This is a genomic window from Ruegeria sp. AM7, from assembly GCF_056535965.1.
In genome coordinates this window covers 2,935,691-2,958,366 of the sequence record NZ_JBQFJE010000003.1, presented here as the reverse complement: position 1 = coordinate 2,958,366, position 22,676 = coordinate 2,935,691, and the positions used below count along the sequence as shown (strand labels likewise).

Genomic DNA, 22,676 nt, shown 5'->3' with positions numbered 1-22,676 from the left:
ATAGTCCACGGAAGGGAAAGTCATGACCGAACCTGCCGACCTCGTGTCCGAGATCGAAGCGCTGGAATCGAAACTGCAAGAGGCCAAGTCCTCGATCACCCGTCGCTTTATCGGACAGGAAAGGGTCGTGGACCTGACCCTGACCGCGCTGCTGTGCGGCGGGCATGCGTTGCTGATCGGTTTGCCCGGTCTGGGTAAGACACGTCTGGTCGAAACTTTGTCGACCGTGATGGGCCTGCACGGCAACCGCATCCAGTTCACACCGGACCTGATGCCTGCCGATATTCTGGGGTCCGAGGTTCTGGATACCGCCGAAGATGGCAGCCGCCATTTCCGGTTCATTTCTGGTCCGATCTTTTGCCAGTTGCTGATGGCGGATGAGATCAACCGCGCCAGCCCCCGAACGCAATCGGCGCTGCTGCAAGCGATGCAGGAGCGTACGGTGACAGTGGCGGGCGAGGATCGCTCGCTGGGTACGCCCTTTCACGTGTTGGCGACGCAGAACCCGATTGAGCAGGAAGGCACCTATCCGCTGCCCGAGGCGCAGTTGGACCGCTTCCTTGTGCAGATCGACGTGGAATACCCTGATCGTCAGACCGAGCGTGATATTCTGCTGGCCACCACGGGTATCGAAGAAGATGACGCGCATGAGATTTTCACCAAAGAAGAGCTACTGGCCGCTCAGGTTCTGTTGCGGCGCATGCCCGTCGGAGATTCGGTGGTTGAGCTGATCCTCGATCTGGTGCGCGCCTTCCGCCCAGATGAGGCTGGCGTGTCCGAACGTGTGGCGGAAACGGTCGCTTGGGGACCGGGTCCACGTGCGGCACAGGCGTTGATGATGACGGTGCGCGCGCGCGCAATGCTGCAAGGGCGGTTGGCCCCGAATGCCGAAGACGTCTTGGATATGGCCCGCCCTGTCCTTAGCCACCGGATGGCGCTGAACTTTGCAGCGCGGGCGCGTGGCGACAATCTGGCTGACCTGATCGAAAGCACCGCTGCCGGCTTGATCCGCACCGAGGCTGCGGCGTGAATGCCGCGCTGACCCTTCGTGAAAGATCCGAAGCCGAGGCGTCCCGGCTGCCGCCCCTGTTGGCGCGGGCCGAACATCTGGCCGGAACCGTTCTGCTGGGCGATCACGGGCGCAGGCGGTCGGGTCTGGGTGATGACTTCTGGCAATATCGCCCGGCCCAGATCGGGGACAGTCGTCGGATGATCGACCATCGCCGTTCGGCGCGGGGGGATCAGCAATTTGTGCGCGAACGCGAATGGCAGATTGCGCAATCGGTGATGCTGTGGGTCGATCAGGGTGCCTCGATGCGATTTGCGTCTGACAAGAACCACCCGACCAAGGCGGACCGGGCGCGCTTGCTAGGCCTAGCTACGGCTATCCTGCTGGTGAGGGGTGGCGAACGTGTTGGCCTGACCGGCACCACCCTACCGCCCCGGCGCGGCAACGCACAGATCGTGCGGCTGGCGCAAGCCTGGTCCGAAGATGCCGAGGCCGACTATGCCCCGCCCGAACACCGCGCCATGATCCCACATGCGCGGGCCGTGTTCATTTCCGATTTCCTCGGACCTATGGATGAGGTTGAGCTGGCCCTGACCAAGGCCGCCGACCGCGGTGTGCGCGGCGTGTTGTTGCAGGTTCTGGACCCAAACGAGGAAAGTTTTCCCTATCGCGGTCGGACCATATTCGAAAGCGTCGGCGGCACGACCCGCCACGAGACATTGAAAGCCGGAGAGCTGCGCGACCGCTATCTGGATCGGCTTGCCAAACGCAAGGACGCGCTGACGCAGTTGTGTCGCGCGACCGGTTGGCAGCTTGGGCTGCATCACACGGGTGACAGCGCGCAGGCGGCTCTATTGTGGCTCTATCGTGCGTTGGATCGGGGGTCTGTATGACGGTTTTGGCGGGTATTGGCTTTACTGCGCCTTGGGTGCTGCTGGGTTTGCTGACCTTGCCGATCCTGTGGCTGATCCTGCGTGCCGTTCCACCTGCGCCGATCCGTCGGTTGTTCCCGGCGGTGACGTTGTTGCTGGGGTTGAAAGATGAAGAAAGCGTCTCGGATCGGACACCCTGGTGGCTATTGCTGTTGCGAATGCTGGCAGCTGCGGCGATCATCATCGGGCTTGCAGGTCCGGTTTTGAACCCCTCGCGTGATCAAGCCGGGTCAGGACCGTTGATGTTGGTGCTGGATGCCAGTTGGGCCGGGGCCACACAGTGGTCGTCGACTCTGGACCAGATTGATGCGCAACTGGCTGAGGCTGGGCGCGCTGGGCGGACCGTTGCAATCCTGAACCTGACCCAACCTGAGATGCCGGTGTTCCAGTCTGCCGAAGACTGGCGCGGCAGGTTGCCGGGTCTGGCGCCCGCCCCGTGGCAGCCAACCGAGACCCAGATAGAACAAACCGCTGCTGCGTTGAACCAGCTAGATGGCGGGTTTGATACGCATTGGTTCAGCGACCGATTGGACTATGACGGGTATGACGCGATCCTTGCAGAGTTGCAGCGACGGGGCGAAGTGACGGTGTATCAGTCTGCCTCGCCTGTATTTGCGATCCTGCCGGCGTCTTATCAGGACGGACTTATACAACTGACCGCGCAACGGTCTGAGGCCGGACCGGCTGAGGAAATCTCTGTTCTGGCGCAGGGCCGCGATCCAGCCGGTGCGATGCGTGTTCTGCAGTCGGTGGAAATGAAGTTCGACAGCGGTGAAACACAGGCCCAGGTCGATCTTTCCTTACCGTCCGAGTTGCGCGCCCGCATCACGCGGTTCGAAATCCAGGGCCAACGTTCGGCCGGCGCTTTGACACTGACCGATGACAGCCTGCGGCGACGCGAAGTTGCCCTGATCGCCGGCACCTTGAACCGCGAAGGGCTCGAGCTGCTGTCACCGCTGCACTACCTGACGCAGGTGCTGATCCCAACGGCAGATTTCGTCGAGGGTGGTTTGCTGGACGTTTTGCCCGCCAACCCGGACGTGATCGTGCTTGCCGATGTGGCGAAACTGTCTGCGGGTGAGCAAGAGGCCGTGGTAGAATGGGTTGAACAGGGCGGGTTGCTGTTGCGCTTTGCAGGGCCACGTATGGCCGCCAGTGATCTGGGTCGCGACGCCGAGGATGCTTTGCTGCCGGTGCGCCTGCGCAGCGGGGGCCGCTCGGTCGGAGGTGCGATGAGCTGGGGCGAGGCCAAGGGGCTGGCTCCGTTCCCGGAAGATTCGCCCTTTTACGGGCTCGAGGTGCCGTCAGACGTTTCGGTGACCACGCAAGTAATGGCCCAACCCGACCCTAATCTGGCGGATCGGGTGATTGCTTCGCTTTCGGATGGCACACCGCTGGTGACACGCAAGGCTTTGGGTTTGGGGCAGGTAGTGCTGTTTCATGTGACTGCAGATGCGGAATGGTCCAGTCTGCCGCTGTCGGGTCTATTCGTCGAAATGCTGGACCGTCTGGCGGTCGCGTCGGCGGCCAAGTCACGGCAAGAGGCACAGTTGCAGGGCACCACGTGGGAGCCGATTCAGGTAATGGACGGCTTTGGTACCCTAACGGATGCAGGCAACCTGTCCGGTGTGGACGGTGTCGATCTTGTCTCGGGCCAGATCGGCCCGGACCTGCGTCCGGGGCTGTATGAAAGTGGTAAACAAAAGCTGGCGCTGAACGTTCTGACCGAGGATGCGGCTCTGACCCCTATTTCCTGGCCAGCCGATGTGCCGATCAAGGGGCAAGAGATCAGTACCGAGACCCCGATCGGCGGTATCCTCCTGAGCCTCGCGCTTTTGCTTCTGACGTTGGATGTTATAGCGTCACTTGCGCTGTCAGGACGTCTGGGATTGGCCCGCGCTGCGGCTGTGGCGCTGGGCGCTGTACTGATTGCGCCGGACGCGCAGGCGCAGACGCCCGAAGATACCGAGTTTGCCTTGAATGCCACGACCGAGTTGGTGCTGGCGCATGTGTTGACGGGCAACGAAGAGGTTGATGATATCGCAGGCGCGGGCATGCGCGGGCTGGCGCAGACGTTGTTCTACCGCACATCGGTCGAACCGGCCGATCCGATCGGAGTGGATCTGGAACGCGATGAGCTAGCCTTTTTCCCGTTGCTCTACTGGCCGATCACTCCGGATCAACCGCAACCCTCGGCCGAGGCATATTCCAAGCTGAACGCCTATTTGCGGTCGGGCGGGATGATCCTGTTTGACACGCGCGATTCAGATGTGGCGCGGTTCGGCGCCGCCAGTCCCAATGGCCGCAAGTTGCAGCAACTGGCAGGACCGCTGAATATCCCATCGCTCGAACCTATTCCCCGTGACCATGTGCTGACGCGGACCTTCTATCTGCTGCAGGATTTTCCCGGTCGGTATGCAAGCACGGATGTTTGGGTCGAGTCTGCACCGCTGGATGCTGAGCAGATCGACGGGATGCCGTTCAGGAACCTCAACGACAATGTGACGCCTGTGGTGATCGGCGGCAATGACTGGGCCGGGGCCTGGGCCGTGGATCGAAATGGTCAGGCGCTTTTGCCCGTTGGGCGCGGCTATGCCGGGGAACGTCAGCGTGAGCTGGCCAACCGCTTCGGGGTCAATCTGGTGATGCATGTGCTGACCGGAAACTACAAATCGGATCAGGTACATGTACCTGCGCTGCTGGACAGGTTGGGACAATGACCGGAACCGTACTTTTTGACCCGTTGATCCCGTGGACGGTTTTGGCTGTTGTGGCTGCCATTGCCGTGGCGGGTGTGGCGTTGGCCCTGTGGCGTGGGCTGTCGGGCTGGGCGTTGCGTGGTCTGGCGGCGCTGGTGGTGGTCGCGGCATTGACTGGGCCCGTTTATCAGGTCGAAGATCGCGCTCCGCTGACCGACATCGTATTGATGATCGAAGACGAAAGCGCCAGCCAGACTTTGTCGGACCGGGCTGAACAAACGGTCCAAACTGCCGATAATCTGGCCGCCGAGATCGAGTCTCGCGACAATACCGAACTGCGTCGGATCAAAGTTGGCGACGGCGAGGGCGACGAGGGTACTCAGGTCATGGCTGCGCTGAACGAAGCGCTGGCCGAAGAGCCCCGCGCCAGAATTGCGGGCATTCTGGTCGTCTCGGACGGTATCATCCACGACGCAGAGCAGGCGCCGGACCTTCCTGCGCCAATGCACCTTTTGCAGACGGGACGCGCCGATGATTGGGATCGTCGTCTGATCGTTCGTAACGCTCCGGCCTTTGCCATTATCGGCGAGCCCGTCACCCTGACATTGCGGGTCGAGGACAGCGGTGCCGCTCCGGCGGGTGCGGCAACCGCCCCGCTTGAAATCTCGGTCGATGGCGCCGAAGCAGAGCAATTTACCATTCCCATCGGGGTCGATGTCGAGTTGCCCATCACGCTGCCCCATGGCGGGCGCAACGTTTTGCAATTCACGGTACCACAGGCCGAAGGCGAGCTGACCGACCGCAACAATACAGCGCTGATCCAAATGAACGGTGTGCGCGACCGGCTGCGGGTGCTGCTGGTCTCGGGCGAGCCGCACCCCGGCGGGCGGACTTGGCGGAACCTTCTGAAATCCGACAGCTCGGTCGATCTGGTGCATTTCACCATTCTGCGTCCACCCGAGAAACAAGACGGTGTACCGGTTGACGAACTGTCGCTGATCGCTTTTCCAACGCGCGAGCTGTTTCTCGAGAAGATCAACGATTTCGACCTGATCATTTTTGACCGCTACAAGCGTCGCGGAATCCTGCCCGCCATCTATCTGGACAATGTCAGCAACTATATCAACGAAGGTGGCGCTGTGCTGATCGCCGCGGGGCCGGATTTTGCCAGCGCCGACAGTATTTTCCGGTCGCCTTTGGCCTCAATCCTTCCGGCGCAGCCAACTGCGCGGGTGATCGAAGAACGCTTTGTCCCCATGGTGACGGATCTGGGTCAGCGCCATCCGGTCACGACCGATCTGGGTGATCCGGAAAACTGGGGCGCATGGCTGCGGCAGATTGACGTGAACCAGCGCCGGGGTGAGATGCTGATGACCGGCGTGGACGATCGCCCCCTGCTGGTGCTGGACCGTGTGGGTGAGGGACGCGTCGCGATGTTGGCCTCGGATCACGCGTGGCTGTGGAGCCGCGGGTTCGAAGGCGGCGGGCCGCAGTTGGAATTGCTGCGCCGTCTTGCCCATTGGATGATGAAAGAGCCCGAGCTTGAAGAAGAGGCGCTGTGGGCCGAAGCCAACGGTCAGATCATGCGCATTATTCGCCAAACCCTTGAGGATGAGGTCGGCCCAGTGACCGTCACGCTCCCCAATGGCGAAACGCTTGAGGTGACATTGGACGAGGTCTCGCCCGGTCGGTTCGAAGCGCAATATTACGGGCCCGAGATTGGCCTCTACCGTCTGCAGGAGGGTGAGCACTCGGCGGTGATCGGCCTTGGCCCCGCCGCGCCAAAAGAGTTCGAGCGCACGATTGCGACCTCGGAAGTGCTGAACCCTATTCTGGCGGGACTGCGCGGTGGCACCATCCGGATCGAGGATGGAATGCCGTCAATCCGCAATGTGCGGGCCGGTCGACCGGCCTCGGGTCGCGGTTGGATCGGCCTAACGCCGCGCAACGCTTATGAAACGCGGGATGTGACGCAGGCCGGATTGTTGCCGCCATGGTTGGTTTTGCTGCTGGCAGGCGGTTTCCTGATTGGTGGATGGATGCGCGAAGGGCGGCGTTGATCCTTAAGTCTCTGACGAGAAGGCCCCGTTTAGTCAGAGCACTGAGCGTCGTTCCGCCCGCTGGCAACAGGGTGATCAGAGTATTTGGCATGCAATCTTGGGCAAACCGATCTGGCCGTCTGTTACGCATTCTGACAGCGTCGAGTGACAGGGCCGATGGCTGACAATTTTCTGTGCGCGGCATGAACTTCTTAAGGTTTTCATCCAATCCGTGATCCACCATCAGTTGCTCAGGTGACGGCTTAAACACTTCTTCACGCTCTGCCGCGATGCTGGTTTGGAAATGCTTTGGGATCGTCACGGATGAGTCTTGCAACAAAACTTGCACAGGAAAGACGCGCGCGGCTGGCTGCCGAACGGTTGCTTGAGATGAAACAGGCCGAGCTGTCGGCGGCCAATCGCAAACTTGGCTTGCACGCGATGGCCCTGACCAAACGTATCGGCGAAACGCAGGCCGAGGTTGAGACCGTTCGCGATGAGAACGAAAAGGTAAAATCTGATCTGACGCTGGCCAATGCCAAGATCGAAGTGGCCGAGCGTCGGCTGTGGCATTCGATACAAACATTCCATGACGGGTTTGCGTTTTTCGATGGCGACAATCGCCTGATCGGAGCGAACACGGCCTACCTGAGTGTGTTCGAAGGTATTGACGAGGTTGCGCCCGGTATCGCCTATCCCCGTATTCTGGAAATTCTAACGACCGAGGGTTTGATTGATCTTGGCGATGAAGCTGCGTGCGATTGGATCGAGCGAATGCAGGCCAGATGGGCGAAAACGAACCCCGAGCCTGAAATTATTCGCCTTTGGAACGGCCACTACTTCAAACTGATTGACCAGCGCGGCAACGGGGGGGACGTGGTCAGCCTGGCGCTGAACATTTCTGCGTCGGTCCGACACGAGGCCGAGCTGAAAGCCGCACGCGAAAGGGCTGAAGCCGCAAACCGCGCAAAGTCTGCGTTTTTGGCAAATATGAGCCACGAAATCAGAACCCCGATGAATGGTATCGTGGGCATGACCGAACTGATGTCGGAAACGCCACTGGATGAAGAACAAAGGCTCTATCTCAATACTATCCGCAATTCGGGCGAGGCATTGTTGGTCATCATCAATGATGTTTTGGACTATTCGAAGATCGAAGCTGACAAGCTGATCCTGCATCCCGAACAATTCGATTTTGAGCGGTGCATTCTTGAAGTATCTATGCTGCTGCAGCCCAGTGTTCGGGACAAGGGGCTGACATTGCTGGTCGACTACGACCTGTTCCTGCCAACTCTTTTCATGGGGGATCCGGGGCGCGTGCGTCAGGTTTTGACCAATCTGGTTGGCAACGCAGTCAAGTTCACGTCACACGGTCATGTCCTCATCCGGGTAACAGGAGTACCCAATACGGATCTGCGCACCTGCGATATCCATGTGGCGATCGAGGACACAGGGATAGGCATCGATGCCGAGAAAATTGACCATATTTTTGGTGAATTCAACCAGGTCGAGGATGAACGCAACCGGCAGTTTGAGGGAACGGGCTTGGGTCTGGCCATCACTAAGCGGTTGATCACTTTGATGGGTGGCACGATCTGGGTGGAAAGTGAACCACACAAGGGTTCGTGTTTCGGTTTCCGAATTTCTCTGCCGACAATTGAAGGCCCCCAGCCCGAACCGCCTGATCTGGCGGAGGGGCTGAGGCACGTCATTGTGGTCGAAGATATGGTTGTAAACCGTGCCATCCTGGCCAAACAGTTCAGTCGTCTGGGGGCACGGGTAACGGTTTGTAGCTCTGGCAGCGAAGCGTTGTCGAAGATTGACGACAGCGTGGGACTAATTCTGTGCGATCACGATCTGCCTGACATGGATGGATTAGAGCTTGCCACCACACTCAAGGACCGGGGATGGGACGACCTGCCCATTGTCCTGATGTCGGCCAACCCAGCTATGATCCACGCCAATCCGGCCCGCCATCTTATTGAAGGTGTTCTGCAGAAACCCATACCCAGAGCCGAACTCTATTCGCGACTGACCGCTTTGGGCCGCGCAGCGCAAACGGATGACGTGCCGCCTGTTACAACCAGAGCGGCTTCCTTGTCCAACGGATCGCAAAAACGGCTCATGCGGGTTCTGGCTGCCGAAGACAACAGGACCAACCAGTTGATCCTGCAAAAAATGGTTAAGGATCTGAACATCGATCTGCGCTTTGCAGTAAACGGAACTGAGGCTGTTGAGGCTTATCAGGACTTCGACCCCGATCTTGTTTTCATGGACATATCTATGCCGGGCATGGACGGCAAACAGGCGACGGCAGAAATCCGTCGACAAGAGATTGAGACAGGCCGCCACGTTCCCATCATCGCCCTGACAGCGCATGCAATGGCAGGAGATGATCAGGGTATCCTGTCGGCGGGGTTGGACCGTTATCTGACCAAGCCGCTGCAAAAGCGGAAAATTCATCAGATGATACAAAACCATCAACCTGATGGGACACACCCGTTGATTGCCGAGGCGCATGTGTCGGGCTAGGCTTTCACAATGACTGAACTCCGCGGCTTTCACCCTTGCGCCTTGGGCGAGATCGCCATCCGCTGCGCCGATATGGCGGCGATGGTGGCGTTTTACGAAGACGTTATTGGCCTGCAGCGCCTGAGCGGCGACCACAACAGCGCCATCACCTTTTTCCGCATTGCCGAAGGCTTTGCAGGTCATACGCAGGTGCTGGCCCTGTTCCATCATGCTGCAGCCCCACGACCGGGGCTGCACCCCAGCGGTGCCGACCGACCTGCCACAGGGGCCGGATCATCGCTGCACCACATCGCGCTGTCGCTACCGTTCGAAGAGCAAGAGGCCGTGATGCGCTGGTATGACAAAATGGGCCAACCCTACCGGGTTGAGCAGTTCGGCTGGATCGGGTGGAGAGGGATTTTCACCGAAGACCCCGAGGGCAACACTGTGGAGTTGGTGGCCTATGATCCTTCAATGCTGAATCAGGACGAATAGGGGCGCACAAAGACCGGTTTATCGTCAGACGAAAGGTCGGGACGATAGGCATATCCGCCAGAGTCGAAATCCAGCAAACCCTTGGGGTCTGTCAGGCGGCGTTGAATGATGTAACGCGCCATGGCACCCCGCGCTTTTTTGGCAAAAAAGCTGACGATCTTGGGGGTGCCGGCCTTGTCCTCCATGAAAACGGGGGTGATCACCCGCAGTTTAAGCGCTTTGGGATCAACCGCGCCGAAATACTCCTGGCTAGCGCAGTTCACCAGCACGTCCGACCCGATCTGTGCGCCCTGCGTGTTCAGCGCTTTGCTCAGCTGATCGCGCCAGTATTCATACAAGTTTTTGCCGCGCCGGGTTTTCAGCTTGCTGCCCATCTCAAGCCGATAGGCCTGAATGGCGTCCAGCGGACGCAGCACGCCGTAAAGCCCCGACAGAATGCGCAGGTGATCCTGTGCCCATACCATTTCATCTGCATCCAAAGATGCGGCTTCAAGCCCCTGATAGGTGTCACCGGCAAAGGCCAGCGCTGCGGGGCGGGTCAGATCGGCCTCGGGCGCATCAGAAAAGGCGCGATAGCGGTCGCGGTTCAGGCGTGCCAGATCATCGCTCAGGTCCATCAGCTTTTTCAGATCGCCCAGCGTCAGGTTGCGGGCGGTTTTCGACAGCCGGATCGCGTCATCCTGAAAGTCGGGTTGAGTGACCGTCACATCGCGCTCGGCCCAGTCCAGCCGCTTGGCCGGGGAAATCACTACCAGCATATCCGCCCTTACTCCTTGCCTGATAGGGCGTACTTAGCCCGCCTGTTCCAGCACGTCCAGAAAGGCCGCGCCAAACCTTTCGTGACGACGGTCGCCCAGCACCTGTTCCAGCCCGCGCCGATCGCCGGGGCGCAGTTGGGCCACCTTGGCCAGTTGCGAGGCCGAACATGTCAGCGGTTTGTCGATCCCGTCCGGTCCGCGGGTCAGGTCATTCTGTGCGGCCAGAAGCTGGTCGTAGATCTCGCCCTGATCGCGCCCGGCCAGTTTGCGGCGGGCCGGGTGCAGCGCGGCGGCCTCACCCGCGATCACCTCAAGGAACGTATCGCCATAGCGTTCCAGCTTTTTCGCGCCAATACCCCCGATCCGGGCCATATCGTCCAGCGTCATCGGGCGGGTCTCGGCCATTTCGATCAGGGTGCGGTCGGGAAAGATGACATAGGCCGGAACCCGTTGGGATTCTGCCAGCGCGCGGCGTTTGGCCTTCAGCGCCGACAGCAGCGGCGCGTCTTCTTCGGCCACCATCGCTTTAACCGCAGGGCGTCGGGTGGCTTTGCGGATCGTGTCCTTGCGCAGGTTGATCTGCGCCTCGCCCTTCAGGATCGGCTTGGCGGCCTTGGTCATGCGCAGCGCGCCGTGGCGGTCGGGATCGGGACGGACCAGATCATGCCCCATCATCTGCCGGAAAATCGCCTGCCATTGCGGGCGGGACCAGTCCTTGCCGATGCCCCATGTGGACAGGGCGTCATGCCGCCGCGCGCGGACCTTGTCGGTTTCATTGGCCAGCAGGATGTCGATCAGATGGCCCGATCCAAACCATTCCTCGGTGCGCAATATGGCAGACAAGGCCATGCGGACGGGGGTGGTGCCGTCGAACACCTCGGGCGGGGTGTCGCAGAGATCGCATTTGCCGCAGGGCTCGGCCTTTTCGCCGAAATAGCCCAGTAGGGTTTGACGGCGACAGACCAGCGCCTCGGCCAACCCAAGCAGAGCATTCAGACGGGCATGGTCGGCCATACGCCGTTCAGCCGGGGCCAGCCCTTCGTCAATTTGCGAGCGGCGCAGGCGGATGTCATCGGGTCCAAACAGGGTCAGGGTCTCGGCCGGGCCGCCGTCGCGGCCCGCGCGGCCGATCTCCTGATAGTATGCCTCGATGGATTTAGGCAGGTCCGCATGGGCGACCCAGCGGATGTCGGGTTTGTCGATGCCCATACCAAAGGCGACGGTCGCGACCACGATCAGGCCATCTTCGCGCGCAAAGCGGGTTTCGACAATGCGGCGATCTTCGGGGTCCATACCGCCGTGATAGTGACAGGCTGAATGCCCCTCGGCGCGCAGGGCCTGGGCCAGCACTTCGGTCTTGTTGCGCGTGCCGCAATAGACGATGCCGGATTGGGTTTTGCGCGCAGCGGCAAAATCCAGCACCTGTTTTCGCGGCCCGTCCTTGGCGGCAAAGGCCAGGTGGATGTTGGGGCGGTCAAACCCGCGCAGGAATTTGCGGGGCGCGGTGCCGTCGAACAGTTTCTCGACAATTTCGTCCTGCGTTTCGGCATCCGCTGTGGCGGTGAAGGCTGCCAAGGGGACGTTCAGCGCGCGCCGCAGCTCTCCGATCCGCAGGTAATCGGGGCGGAAGTCATGGCCCCATTGGCTGACGCAATGCGCCTCGTCCACCGCAATAAGGCTGACATTGATCCGGCGCAGCATTCCCAAAGCCGACCCGGCGGCCAGACGTTCGGGGGCCATGTATAGGAGTTTCAGCCGCCCGGCCTCCAACGCCTCCCAGACCGCATCGGTTTCTTCGGGAGTGTTGCCCGAGGTCAGCGCGCCGGCCTCAACCCCGGCCTCTTGCAACCCGCGCACTTGGTCGCGCATCAGGGCGATCAGGGGGGAAATCACCACCGTCACGCCGTCGCGCAGCAGGGCAGGTAGTTGGAAACACAGGGATTTACCGCCACCCGTGGGCATGATCGCCAGCACGTTCTCGCCTGCCGTCACGGCGTCGACGATCTCTTCCTGACCGGGTCGGAAATCGTCGAATCCAAAGACATCTCGCAGCAAAGGCGCGGAGTCGAACATGTGGGGGTTGCCCTGTTTTAAGGTTTATCTGCTCTTATGACAGGACAATCACACACTAAGATTCGGTGAACAAGAGGTCAGACGAAATAGACCATATTGTTGATCAGAATGATCCGCGCCGCATAGACGCCGATCAGCACGACCAAAGGCGTCAGGTCCAGCCCCCCCATATTGGGCAGGATACGGCGGATCGGGCCGTAGATCGGCTCGAGTATGCGGTTCAGGCCGTACCAGATTTGCGCGACCAGCTGTTGATGCAGGTTGAGCACCTGAAAATTGATCAGCCAGCTCATGATCACATGGGCCAGAATGATGAACCAGACAATGTCCAGGATCAGCAGAAGGATTTGGATCAGCGACAGCATGGGGCCTCCGGGGTATTGCTTTGTCGAGACGTAAGCGCCCCGGCGTCAAAGAGCAAGCCCGCGCCAACACAACCCTTGCGAATTGGGGTAAAGCCTCGTCTTATAAAGACAACGATAACAGGGGCAGTCATGGCAGAGATTTCCAAGCGCAAGCGCATCTGGGGCTGGTGGTTTTTTGACTGGGCCAGTCAGCCCTATCACACGTTGTTGGTCACCTTTGTCTTTGGCCCCTATTTTGCGGGTGTTGCGGCGGGGTACTTCAGCGGCACCGGGCTGGATGCACAGGCCGCCGCCGCGCGGGCGCAAACGGTTTGGGCCAATTGCCTGACGATCACCGGGTTGATCATCGCTTTTGGTGCCCCCTTGCTGGGCGCTATGGCGGATGTATCGGGGCGGCGCATCCCGTGGATATTTGCGTTCTCGGTGATGTATGCGGTGGGCTCGGCTGCGCTGTGGTACACGCTGCCTGATGGGTCGAACATGTGGCTGATGCTGTCAGCCTTTGGTCTGGGCTTTGTGGGGGCGGAATACGCGCTGATCTTCATCAACTCGCAATTGCCTGATCTGGGCGATGACAGCGAAGTGGGTGAGATTTCGGGATCGGGCTTTGCCTTCGGTTATTTCGGCGGGCTGATCTCGCTGGCGATTATGTTGCTGCTGTTTGTGGAACAGCCCAATGGCAAAACACTGATCGGCCTGGACCCGGCCTTTGGATTAGACGCCGCCGCGCAGGAGGGGACGCGCTTTGTCGGCCCCTTCACCGCGTTTTGGTTCGTGCTGTTTATGGTGCCTTATTTCTTGTGGGTTCGCGACGATCCGCAGACCGAGAAAACGGGTAGCCTGGCTGAGGCGCTGCGGTTGCTGGGCAAATCCATCTCGGATCTGCGGCACCGGGTCAGTCTGGCGACCTATCTGGGGTCATCCATGTTCTACCGCGATGCGCTGAACGGGCTTTACAGCTTTGGTGGCGTTTACGCGCGGTTGGTGCTGGAATGGGATCTGATCAAGATCGGTGTTTTTGGGATTGTCAGCGTTCTGGCCTCGGCCATTTTTGCGTGGATCGGGGGCAAAGCGGACAAGAAATACGGCCCTAAACCAGTGATTTTGATCGCGATCTGGGTGCTGATCTTTGTCTGTATCACCGTGGTGTCGATGGACCGGACACAGATTTACGGCATTGCTTTGCCCGAGGGGTCGGGCCTGCCGGATATGGTGTTCTTTGGTTGTGGCGTCCTGATCGGCGGTATGGGGGGCATCCTGCAATCGGCCAGCCGGTCGTTGATGGTGCGCCACACGGACCCAAAAGCCCCGGTCGAGAGCTTTGGCCTGTATGGCCTGTCGGGCCGGGCCACCGCATTTGCCGCGCCCTTGTTGGTGGGGATTGTCACGGCGGCCACAGGAAGTGCGCGTCTGGGGGTGTCACCGATCATTGCTTTGTTTATTCTGGGCTTGTTCCTAATGCGCTGGGTTAAACCGGAAGGGGATCAGAGCAGATGATTTTATTACGTTTTTTGACCGTATTGGCGGCCATTGCATGGTCAGGCGCAGTAGGCGCACAGCCGCTGGCCAAACAGCTTTTCGGGGTGCAAAAACAAAGTTCGCAGCAAAAACCAGCCGCGTTCGGCAGTTATTCGCGCGGATGTGCCGCCGGTTCGGTGCAGCTGCCCGAAACCGGACCTACGTGGCAGGCCATGCGCCTGTCGCGCAACCGCAACTGGGGGCACCCGGTGGCGATCGACTATGTGCAGGATCTCAGCCGGTTTGCTGCGAAACAGCCAGGCTGGAATGGGCTTTATATCGGGGATATCAGCCAGCCGAGGGGCGGGCCGATGACATCCGGTCACCGCTCGCACCAGTTGGGCCTTGATATCGACATCTGGATGCTGCCCGGCGACGATATGCGACTGGGGCGCAAAGCGCGCGAGAATATCTCGTCGATTTCCCTGCGCCGGTCCGCAGGGGCCTTTGTGAATGACAACTGGACCCGACAACACCACGAGATCCTGAAAGCCGCCGCCAAGGACAAGCGCGTGGCGCGGATTTTTGTCTTTCCTGGCGCCAAGGTGCAAATGTGCAAGGATGAAAAAGGCAACCGCGCCTATTTGCGAAAAATCCGGCCGTGGTGGGGCCATCACTATCATTTCCATGTCCGGCTGGCCTGTCCGCGTGGCTCGAAAGGATGCGTCAATCAGGACCCGCCGCCCAAGGGCGATGGCTGTGATCAAGCGCAGCAATGGGTGAACAACATTCTCAACCCACCTCCGCCCGATCCCAATGCGCCTGCACCAAAGCCCCGGCGTGAATATCGTTTGGCCGATCTGCCTCAGCAATGCGCCGCCGTTCTGCAATCCAACTGATTTGCGCGCTGCCCTTTGCGGGGGCGGCATCAGCGGTCGAGGTCAAGTCCGCGACCCATCTGCAAAGCCATGCGTGGCGTCACACCGCTGATTGGTTCGGCGGGTTTTCGGCCCTGCAGATGTCAGAGGGTGGCCGCAAGATGGTCGCGCTTAGCGATCGGGCGACGTTGGTAAGCGCGACCATTGCGCGGGATAAGAACGGTATCCGAGATATCCAAATCACAGGCCACTGGCCGGTTCTGTCCAGCAAGGGGCGACCTTTGACAGGAAGGGTTGGCGATTCCGAGGGTATCGCCTTTGCGTCCGATGGCAGCTTTTACATCTCATTCGAGGCCCTGCACCGCGTGGCGCATTATCGCGCCCCAAGTGCCAAAGCCAGTGTGCTACCCCGGCCGCAAGCATTCCAAACCCTTGACCTGAACGGGTCTTTCGAAGCTTTGGCAATTGACGCTGCAGGTCACCTTTACACCATGCCCGAGAAAAGCCGGACTCCGCATGGCGACATCCCCGTTTATCGCTGGGATGGGCAAGCGTGGTCGACACCGTTTGTGCTGCCGCAGAGCGGAAAATTCCTGCCTGTATCGGCCGATTTCGACCCCGACGGCCGGCTTTACGTGTTGGAGCGTGCCTTGGGGTGGACGGGGTTTAAATCCCGGTTGCGGCGCTGGCAGATTGACACAGACGGGCCTCAGACCGAAGAAACCCTATTCCAGACCGGCACCGGCGCGCATGACAACCTGGAAGGTCTGTCCATCTGGCGCGACGATCAGGGGCGGCTGCGGGCAACGATGATCTCGGATGACAACTTCCTGGCCTTACAACGCACCGAGCTGGTGGAATACCTGCTGCCCGATTGACTTAGGTCCCCCAAGCGTCTAAATGCACGGCTTGCCTCGGGATACCCCCTGGCCAAGTCGCCGCTACCTTGACAAAACGGGCATCAAAATATGCAACGCGCTTACATTCCCGGCATTCTTGCCATGGCCGCCATTGTCGTGGCCTCGAACATTCTGGTCCAGTTCCTGATCTTTGACGGGCTGTTGACCTGGGGTGCTTTCACCTATCCGCTGGCCTTTCTGGTCACAGACATCATGAACCGCGTCTACGGCGTGGCCACGGCCCGCAAGGTTGTGTTCGCAGGTTTCGTCACCGGTATCATCTGCTCGCTGATTGGCAGTCAGATCATGCTGCAGGGCGACGGGTTCACCTATGCCGCCGTGCCGCTTCGCATCGCCGTGGCCTCGGGCACCGCGTTCCTGATCGCGCAGCTGACCGACGTCACCGTGTTCAATGCAATGCGCGGAGGCCGCTGGTGGCGCGCGCCGCTGGTCTCGACCCTGGTCGGATCGGCGCTGGATACGGCGCTGTTCTTTACTATCGCCTTCTCGGCCTCGGTCACTGTGTTTGGCGCCAATGCCGATGCTGCGATCAACTGGGCGTGGGAGCCGGTACCCTTCATGCTGACCGGCCCGATGGCCCCTCTGTGGGTGACGTTGGCTTTCGCGGATTGGCTGGTGAAACTGTCGCTGGCCATGATCGCGCTGATCCCGTTCAAAATGATCGTCTCGCGCCTGACCGCACAGCCTGCGTAAAAAAACGTTTGGAGATTGGCGCATCTTGTGTCACCATCCTTATCAACCGCAACAGATAGATAAGGAGGTGATCCAGTGTCGAGAAAGAGATTGGAGAGAGGTGTCGGAACAACCGGGGGGATCGCCTGTTAGGGCAGCCCTTGGCGGAGCGCTCGCTCCGGCTGGTCGATTGATCTAACCGACCCAACCTCCTGAACTTTCGAAGGGCTGTCCCGCCGGGGCGGCCCTTTTTGTTTTGTGCTCGGGCAGTTAAGGTCGCGCCTATGTTGCGCATCACCGACGATATCATTCTGCAAGACTGGGAAATGACCGAAAGCTTTGTGCGGTCCTCCGGACCCGGCGGGCAGAACGTGAACAAGGTCTCGACCGCGGTCGAGTTGCGGTTCGAGGCGGCGCGCTCGCCCTCCTTGCCAGATCCGGTCAAAACCCGGCTGAAACGGCTGGCCGGGCGACGCTGGACCAAAGAGGGCGCGATCATCATCCAGTGCGAGGAAACCCGCAGCCAGGCCCGCAACCGCGAGTTGGCCCGCGCCCGTCTGGCCGAGCTGATCGCCCGCGCGCTGGTCAAGCCCAAACGACGGGTTGCGACCAAGCCCACCTATGGCTCGGTCAAACGGCGGCTGGCGGCAAAAAAAGCGCGCGGAGACGTCAAGGCATTGCGCGGGCGGGTCAGCGAAGATTGAACTGGCAGTTTCCCAGCGCCTTGCTAGTCTGACCTCCAAACGGGAGGGCAAGGCTATGAGGCTTAAGGGCAAAACCGCAATCGTAACCGGCGGCGCGTCGGGTTTTGGTGCCGGAATCGTCGAGCGGTTCCTGGCAGAAGGCGCACGGGTCATGATCGCCGATATCAATGGCGATGCGGCACAAGCATTGGCGCAACAGCACGAAAACGCCACCGCCCAAACGGTCGATGTGGCCAACGCGGCCTCAGTTCAGACCATGGCAGATGCGGCCAGCGATGCGTTCGGCCCCCTCGATATTCTTGTCAATAACGCGGGCGTCACCCATCTGCCAATCCCGCTCGAGGACGTGTCCGAAGATGATTTCGACCGTGTCTTCAACGTGAATATGAAATCCGTCTACCTGACAGCGCGGGCTTTTGTTCCGCAGATGAAGGCGCGCGGCGCGGGTGCAATCCTGAACGTGGCCTCGACGGCGGGCCTGTCGCCGCGCCCGAACCTGAACTGGTACAACGCCTCCAAAGGTTGGATGATCACCGCAACCAAAACCATGGCCGTCGAACTTGCCCCATCAGGCGTTCGCGTCAACGCCATCTGTCCCGTGGCGGGCGAAACTCCGCTGCTGAAATCCTTCATGGGCGAAGACACCCCCGAAATCCGCGCCAAGTTCCTGTCCACTATCCCGCTGGGCCGCTTCTCAACCCCGCAGGACATGGCTAACGCCGCCCTGTTCCTATGCTCGGACGAGGCGGGCATGATCACCGGCGCTGCTTTGGAGGTCGACGGTGGCCGCTGTATCTGATCCGCCCTTCATCTGGCCAAAAATATCCCCGCCGGAGGCAGCGCGCTTGCGCGCTTCCCCTCCCCACAGGACCACCCAAAAATGACCCCCGGACCGAAAAACCTGATCACCGATATCCCCGGCCTGCGCGTCGGCAACGCGCAAGACGACGCGTTGAAATCCGGCACAACAGTGCTGACGGCGGACGCGCCCTTTACCGCCTCGGTACATGTGATGGGCGGAGCGCCCGGAACACGGGAAACCGACCTGCTGGCCCCGGACAAATCGGTGCAGCGGGTGGATGCGATCACCCTCTCTGGCGGTTCGGCTTTTGGGTTGGACGCCTGTTCGGGCGTCTCAGACGCCTTGCGCGCGGATGGCAGGGGCTTTGCCGTCGGTCCCGCCATCGTCCCCATCGTTCCCGGAGCCATCTTGTTCGATCTGCTGAACGGGGGTGATAAGACATGGACCGAGAACCCTTATCGCGCATTGGGCCGCACCGCGTTCGAAAGCGCAGCCTCTGATTTTGCGCTGGGCACAGCGGGCGCAGGCACAGGAGCTTTGGCCGCCCGACATAAAGGCGGGCTGGGTTCTGCCTCGGTAGTGCTTGAAAACGATGTCACTGTCGGCGCATTGGTTGCCGCCAACCCGCTGGGCAGTGTCACCACGGCCGGCGACCGTCATTTCTGGGCCGCCCCGTTCGAACAGGGCGGCGAATTCGGCGGTTTAGGGCCTGATCCGACCTCGGGGCTTGGACAGCCCGCGCCCAGCCTCAAGGCGCAGGTCATGCACCCGGCAGCACCTGACAAGGGCAACACAACCATTGCCATTGTCGCCACGGATGCAACGCTATCGAAACCGCAATGTCAGCGGTTGGCGGTTGCGGCTCATGACGGCATCGCCCGTGCGATCCTGCCCGCCCACACGCCCGGAGATGGCGATCTGGTCTTTGGCGTCAGCACCGGTGCGCGACCCCTGAAGTCGGATGCGGATCTGGCGCTGATCGGCCACACGGCCTCGATCTGCCTTGCACGGGCCATTGCCCGCGCCGTCTATCTGGCCACACCCGAGTTGGGCGACCTGCTGCCATGTTGGTCACAGACGCATGACTTTGGTTAAGGACGACTAAAGTCGGGTTGTGACACTGTGTCGTTGCGCGGCAATCTGCGCGTTGACTCTTTTCTGTGCCGGCGTTCCATTCGGTGCAGCCAATATGTATCGGAGCAAAAGCTATGAATCGCATTCTCGCGACTGCAATTGTCGGCCTTCTGGCCCTTCCTGCCTATGCTGAAGGTGACGCAGAAGCTGGTAAGAAAGCCTTCAACAAGTGCAAATCCTGCCACATGATCGCTGATCCGGAAGGCGAAGTGATCGTCAAAGGTGGCAAGACCGGCCCGAACCTTTACGGTATCGCAGGCCGCACTGCTGGCACGGTTGAAGACTTCAAATACGGTGACAGCATCGTGGCCGCAGGTGAAAACGGTCTGGTCTGGGATGAGACAACCTTTGTCGAGTACGCTCAGGACCCCAAAGCCTTTTTGAAATCCTATCTGGACGACACGGCGGCTAAATCCAAGATGACGTTCAAGCTGAAAAAAGGCGGCGAGGACGTCTACGCCTATATCGTAAGCGTATCGGGCCAGTAACGCCGCCCTACGCAGTCAGAAAGACCAAGCCAAAGGCCGCAGCCCCCTGCGGCCTTTCGTGCGATTGATATACGGAATGAACAGGGCCAACTTGGGTGGATGCAGCCGAGGTGACTCAGCCAGCACGGCGAACCGGCAGCAGGAGTTGAAAGATGGGAATCATGATCCCGGCCTGGGTCGATGGCGAATTGACCCCCGTGGACAAACTCGAAGCGCATGAAAAGGGTTTGCGGCACAAAGCTGTGTCGGTCTTTGTCGTGCGCGGCACCGAGATTTTGCTGCAGCGCAGGGCGATGGGCAAATACCACACGCCGGGCTTGTGGGCGAATACCTGCTGCACTCATCCCGACTGGGGCGAGACGCCCTCGGAATGCGCGGTGCGCCGCCTGCGCGAAGAGTTGGGGATTACCGGTCTCTATCCCGAATATCGCCACCGGCTGGAATACCACGCCGATGTGGGCAATGCGATGATCGAGCATGAGGTGGTGGACGTGTTCCTCGCCCATGTGCGTGGGCCATTGCAGATCGAACCGAACCCTGATGAGGTGATGGATATCCGCTGGATCGACTATCACGATCTGCTGGCCGAGGTGCAGCGCCACCCCGCGCGGTTCACGCCCTGGCTCAAGATTTATCTGCACAACCACGCTGATACGATTTTCGGCCCCGACCTGATCATCTCGGCCAAGACCTGAGGGCTTGCAAGGCCGCCCCAAGCCGCCTAAATCAACGCGTCATGGCCAAGCAAAAGCAGAAGACCGACCCGAATTACAAAGTCATCGCCGAAAACCGGCGGGCCCGCTTCGATTACGCGATCGAAGAGGATATCGAGTGCGGCATCATGCTGGAAGGGTCCGAGGTCAAATCCCTGCGCGCGGGTGGCTCGAACATTGCCGAAAGCTATGCCTCGGTCGATGACGGAGAGCTGTGGCTGATCAACAGCTATATCGCGCCCTATGAGCAGGCGAAGGTCTTCAAACACGAAGAACGTCGCCGCCGCAAGTTGTTGGTGTCGCGCAAGGAATTGTCGAACCTGTGGAACGCGACTCAGCGAAAGGGCATGACGCTGGTGCCGCTGGTTTTGTATTTCAACCACAAGGGCCGGGCCAAGCTGAAGATCGGCATCGCCAAGGGTAAGAAACTGCACGACAAGCGTGAGACCCAGGCTAAACGCGACTGGTCACGTCAGAAGCAGCGGTTGATGAAGGATCATAGCTGATCCTTCACCGGGTTCAGAACGCCATCGCGGCCGACACAGCCCGTTTCCAACGGTCATAGGCGGCGTCGCGATCTTCCTGCGACATTTCAGGTTTAAACCGGCGATCCAGCGCCCATGTTTCCGAAAACCCTTGCTGATCGGGATAGACCCCCGCGCGCATTCCGGCCAGCCATGCCGCACCCAGAGCAGTTGTTTCCTGCATCACCGGACGGTCAACTTCAGCACCCAGATAATCCGACAGCCCCTGCATCGCCCAGTCCGAGGCGCTGGCGCCACCATCGACGCGCAGCGTCACATCGGTATCCGCGCCCCAGTCGCCCTGCATGGCGTGCCACAGGTCTCGGGTTTGATAGGCGATGCTTTCCAACGTGGCCTTGGCAAATTCGGCTCGGCCCGAATTGCGGGTCAGACCGAACACTGCGCCCCGGCAATCGGGTTTCCAGTAAGGCGCGCCCAGCCCGGTAAAAGCGGGCACCAGCACAACATGCTGATTAGGGTCTGCTTGTTGCGCGAGATCACCACTTTCGGGGGCCGATTCGATGATCTGCAACGCATCACGCAGCCATTGCACAGCAGCCCCGGCCACAAAGATCGAGCCCTCCAAAGCATAGGTGCGCTTGCCGTCCAGCTGATAGGCGATGGTAGTCAGCAAGCGGTTTTTCGACTCAACCGGTTTGTCGCCCGTGTTCAGAAGCGCGAAACAGCCCGTGCCATAGGTGGATTTCAACATGCCGGGCTGAAAACACGCCTGCCCGATGGTAGCGGCTTGTTGGTCGCCCGCGACGCCCAGAATCGGGATATTTCCCCCAAACAGAGAAGTTTCTCCGAAATCCGAAGCGCAATCGTGAACCTGCGGCAGCATCGACAAAGGCACGTCCAACAGGTCGCAAATCTCGGCGCTCCAGTCGCCTTTGTGGATGTCGAACAGCAGGGTGCGGGCGGCGTTTGTCGCGTCGGTGGCGTGGCTGCGACCTTCGGTCAGACGCCAGATCAGGAAACAGTCGATGGTGCCGAACAGCAGCTCTCCGGCCTCGGCCTTTTCGCGCGCGCCGGGGACGGTATCCAGCAGCCATTTCACCTTGGTGCCCGAGAAATACGGGTCCAGCAGCAGGCCGGTCTGGGCGGTCACGTCATCCTCGCAGCCTGCCTGTTTGTAGCGGGCGCAAATCTCGGCGGTGCGGCGGTCCTGCCAGACGATGGCGTTGTGGATCGGTTTCCCGGTGGCACGATCCCAGACCACGGTGGTTTCACGCTGGTTGGTGATGCCGATACCGGCGATTTGGTCGGGGGTGACGCCATTGGTTTCCATCACCTCGCGGCAGACCCGCAAAACGCTGTCCCAGATTTCCTCAGGGTCGTGTTCGACCCAGCCTTCCTGTGGGAAATGCTGGGTGAATTCGTGCTGTGCGGTGCCCGCGCGCTGCATTTCAGCGTCAAACAGAATGGCCCGCGATGATGTGGTGCCCTGATCAATAGCGAGAATATAGGTCATGCCCGCGCCCCCCCTCCGGTATTGGTTT

20 protein-coding genes are annotated in these 22,676 nt (G+C 60.3%); 16 read left to right on the top strand and 4 right to left on the bottom strand.

What is annotated here, in order from left to right; translation table 11 throughout:
* Positions 1-22 precede the first annotated feature (22 nt).
* The 6 genes from ACR3EG_RS18775 (at position 23) to ACR3EG_RS18750 (ending at position 9,685) form a co-directional block, all read left to right on the top strand.
* On the top strand, positions 23-1,030 hold the full coding sequence (locus ACR3EG_RS18775) for an AAA family ATPase (RefSeq protein ID WP_209195778.1): 1,008 nt from the start codon (positions 23-25) through the stop codon (positions 1,028-1,030).
* Positions 1,027-1,902, top strand: a complete 876-nt coding sequence (locus ACR3EG_RS18770) for a DUF58 domain-containing protein (protein WP_170755171.1) — start codon at positions 1,027-1,029, stop codon at positions 1,900-1,902. The genes ACR3EG_RS18775 and ACR3EG_RS18770 overlap by 4 nt, the downstream gene beginning before the upstream one ends.
* On the top strand, positions 1,899-4,661 hold the full coding sequence (locus ACR3EG_RS18765; protein WP_480497045.1) for a DUF4159 domain-containing protein: 2,763 nt from the start codon (positions 1,899-1,901) through the stop codon (positions 4,659-4,661). Before ACR3EG_RS18770 ends, ACR3EG_RS18765 begins: the two co-directional genes overlap by 4 nt.
* Positions 4,658-6,700: a hypothetical protein gene (locus tag ACR3EG_RS18760; protein WP_480497046.1), complete on the top strand. Its 2,043-nt coding sequence runs from the start codon at positions 4,658-4,660 to the stop codon at positions 6,698-6,700. The genes ACR3EG_RS18765 and ACR3EG_RS18760 overlap by 4 nt, the downstream gene beginning before the upstream one ends.
* Positions 6,701-7,003: 303 nt before the next feature.
* Positions 7,004-9,211 carry a response regulator gene (locus tag ACR3EG_RS18755; protein WP_480497047.1) on the top strand — a complete coding sequence of 736 codons (2,208 nt, stop codon included), beginning with the start codon at positions 7,004-7,006 and terminating at the stop codon, positions 9,209-9,211.
* Between the two features lie 9 nt (positions 9,212-9,220).
* On the top strand, positions 9,221-9,685 hold the full coding sequence (locus tag ACR3EG_RS18750; RefSeq protein WP_480497048.1) for a VOC family protein: 465 nt from the start codon (positions 9,221-9,223) through the stop codon (positions 9,683-9,685).
* Here the strand turns inward: ACR3EG_RS18750 and yaaA are convergent.
* From yaaA to ACR3EG_RS18735, 3 genes are all read right to left on the bottom strand, one after another.
* Positions 9,673-10,443, bottom strand: a complete 771-nt coding sequence (yaaA, locus tag ACR3EG_RS18745) for a peroxide stress protein YaaA (protein ID WP_480497049.1) — start codon at positions 10,441-10,443, stop codon at positions 9,673-9,675. The genes ACR3EG_RS18750 and yaaA overlap by 13 nt on opposite strands.
* A 33-nt stretch (positions 10,444-10,476) precedes the next feature.
* Positions 10,477-12,516: a DNA helicase RecQ gene (recQ, locus tag ACR3EG_RS18740; RefSeq protein ID WP_480497050.1), complete on the bottom strand. Its 2,040-nt coding sequence runs from the start codon at positions 12,514-12,516 to the stop codon at positions 10,477-10,479.
* Positions 12,517-12,593: 77 nt separating this feature from the next.
* Positions 12,594-12,881: a YggT family protein gene (locus ACR3EG_RS18735; protein WP_353392723.1), complete on the bottom strand. Its 288-nt coding sequence runs from the start codon at positions 12,879-12,881 to the stop codon at positions 12,594-12,596.
* Between the two features lie 129 nt (positions 12,882-13,010).
* Here ACR3EG_RS18735 and ACR3EG_RS18730 point away from each other — a divergent pair, with 129 nt between their 5' ends.
* The 10 genes from ACR3EG_RS18730 (at position 13,011) to smpB (ending at position 21,156) form a co-directional block, all read left to right on the top strand.
* Complete coding sequence (locus ACR3EG_RS18730; protein WP_480497051.1) at positions 13,011-14,378, top strand: MFS transporter; 1,368 nt, start codon at positions 13,011-13,013, stop codon at positions 14,376-14,378.
* Positions 14,375-15,238 carry a penicillin-insensitive murein endopeptidase gene (mepA, locus tag ACR3EG_RS18725; protein WP_480497052.1) on the top strand — a complete coding sequence of 288 codons (864 nt, stop codon included), beginning with the start codon at positions 14,375-14,377 and terminating at the stop codon, positions 15,236-15,238. The genes ACR3EG_RS18730 and mepA overlap by 4 nt, the downstream gene beginning before the upstream one ends.
* The gene (locus tag ACR3EG_RS18720; protein WP_480497053.1) at positions 15,211-16,095 is read left to right on the top strand and encodes an esterase-like activity of phytase family protein; all 885 of its coding nucleotides are present in this window, start codon (positions 15,211-15,213) and stop codon (positions 16,093-16,095) included. The genes mepA and ACR3EG_RS18720 overlap by 28 nt, the downstream gene beginning before the upstream one ends.
* Before the next feature lie 90 nt (positions 16,096-16,185).
* A complete protein-coding gene (locus tag ACR3EG_RS18715; RefSeq protein WP_480497054.1) occupies positions 16,186-16,830 on the top strand; it encodes a queuosine precursor transporter in 645 nt (214 codons plus the stop codon).
* Positions 16,831-17,093: 263 nt separating this feature from the next.
* Positions 17,094-17,513 (top strand): alternative ribosome rescue aminoacyl-tRNA hydrolase ArfB, encoded by a 420-nt coding sequence (arfB, locus tag ACR3EG_RS18710; protein ID WP_209195769.1) that lies wholly within the window; start codon positions 17,094-17,096, stop codon positions 17,511-17,513.
* A 55-nt stretch (positions 17,514-17,568) separates the two neighbouring features.
* Complete coding sequence (locus tag ACR3EG_RS18705; protein WP_480497055.1) at positions 17,569-18,312, top strand: SDR family oxidoreductase; 744 nt, start codon at positions 17,569-17,571, stop codon at positions 18,310-18,312.
* An 81-nt stretch (positions 18,313-18,393) separates the two neighbouring features.
* Positions 18,394-19,410 carry a P1 family peptidase gene (locus ACR3EG_RS18700; RefSeq protein ID WP_480497056.1) on the top strand — a complete coding sequence of 339 codons (1,017 nt, stop codon included), beginning with the start codon at positions 18,394-18,396 and terminating at the stop codon, positions 19,408-19,410.
* Positions 19,411-19,523: 113 nt separating this feature from the next.
* Positions 19,524-19,937, top strand: coding sequence for a c-type cytochrome (locus ACR3EG_RS18695; RefSeq protein ID WP_209195766.1), 414 nt, complete (start codon positions 19,524-19,526; stop codon positions 19,935-19,937).
* 152 nt (positions 19,938-20,089) lie between these two features.
* Positions 20,090-20,632 carry an isopentenyl-diphosphate Delta-isomerase gene (gene idi / locus ACR3EG_RS18690; RefSeq protein ID WP_480497057.1) on the top strand — a complete coding sequence of 181 codons (543 nt, stop codon included), beginning with the start codon at positions 20,090-20,092 and terminating at the stop codon, positions 20,630-20,632.
* 41 nt (positions 20,633-20,673) lie between these two features.
* Positions 20,674-21,156 (top strand): SsrA-binding protein SmpB, encoded by a 483-nt coding sequence (gene smpB, locus ACR3EG_RS18685; protein ID WP_209195765.1) that lies wholly within the window; start codon positions 20,674-20,676, stop codon positions 21,154-21,156.
* A 13-nt stretch (positions 21,157-21,169) separates the two neighbouring features.
* On the opposite strand, the gene glpK is transcribed toward smpB, so the two are convergent.
* Positions 21,170-22,648 carry a glycerol kinase GlpK gene (gene glpK / locus ACR3EG_RS18680; protein WP_480497058.1) on the bottom strand — a complete coding sequence of 493 codons (1,479 nt, stop codon included), beginning with the start codon at positions 22,646-22,648 and terminating at the stop codon, positions 21,170-21,172.
* Positions 22,649-22,676: the final 28 nt, after the last annotated feature.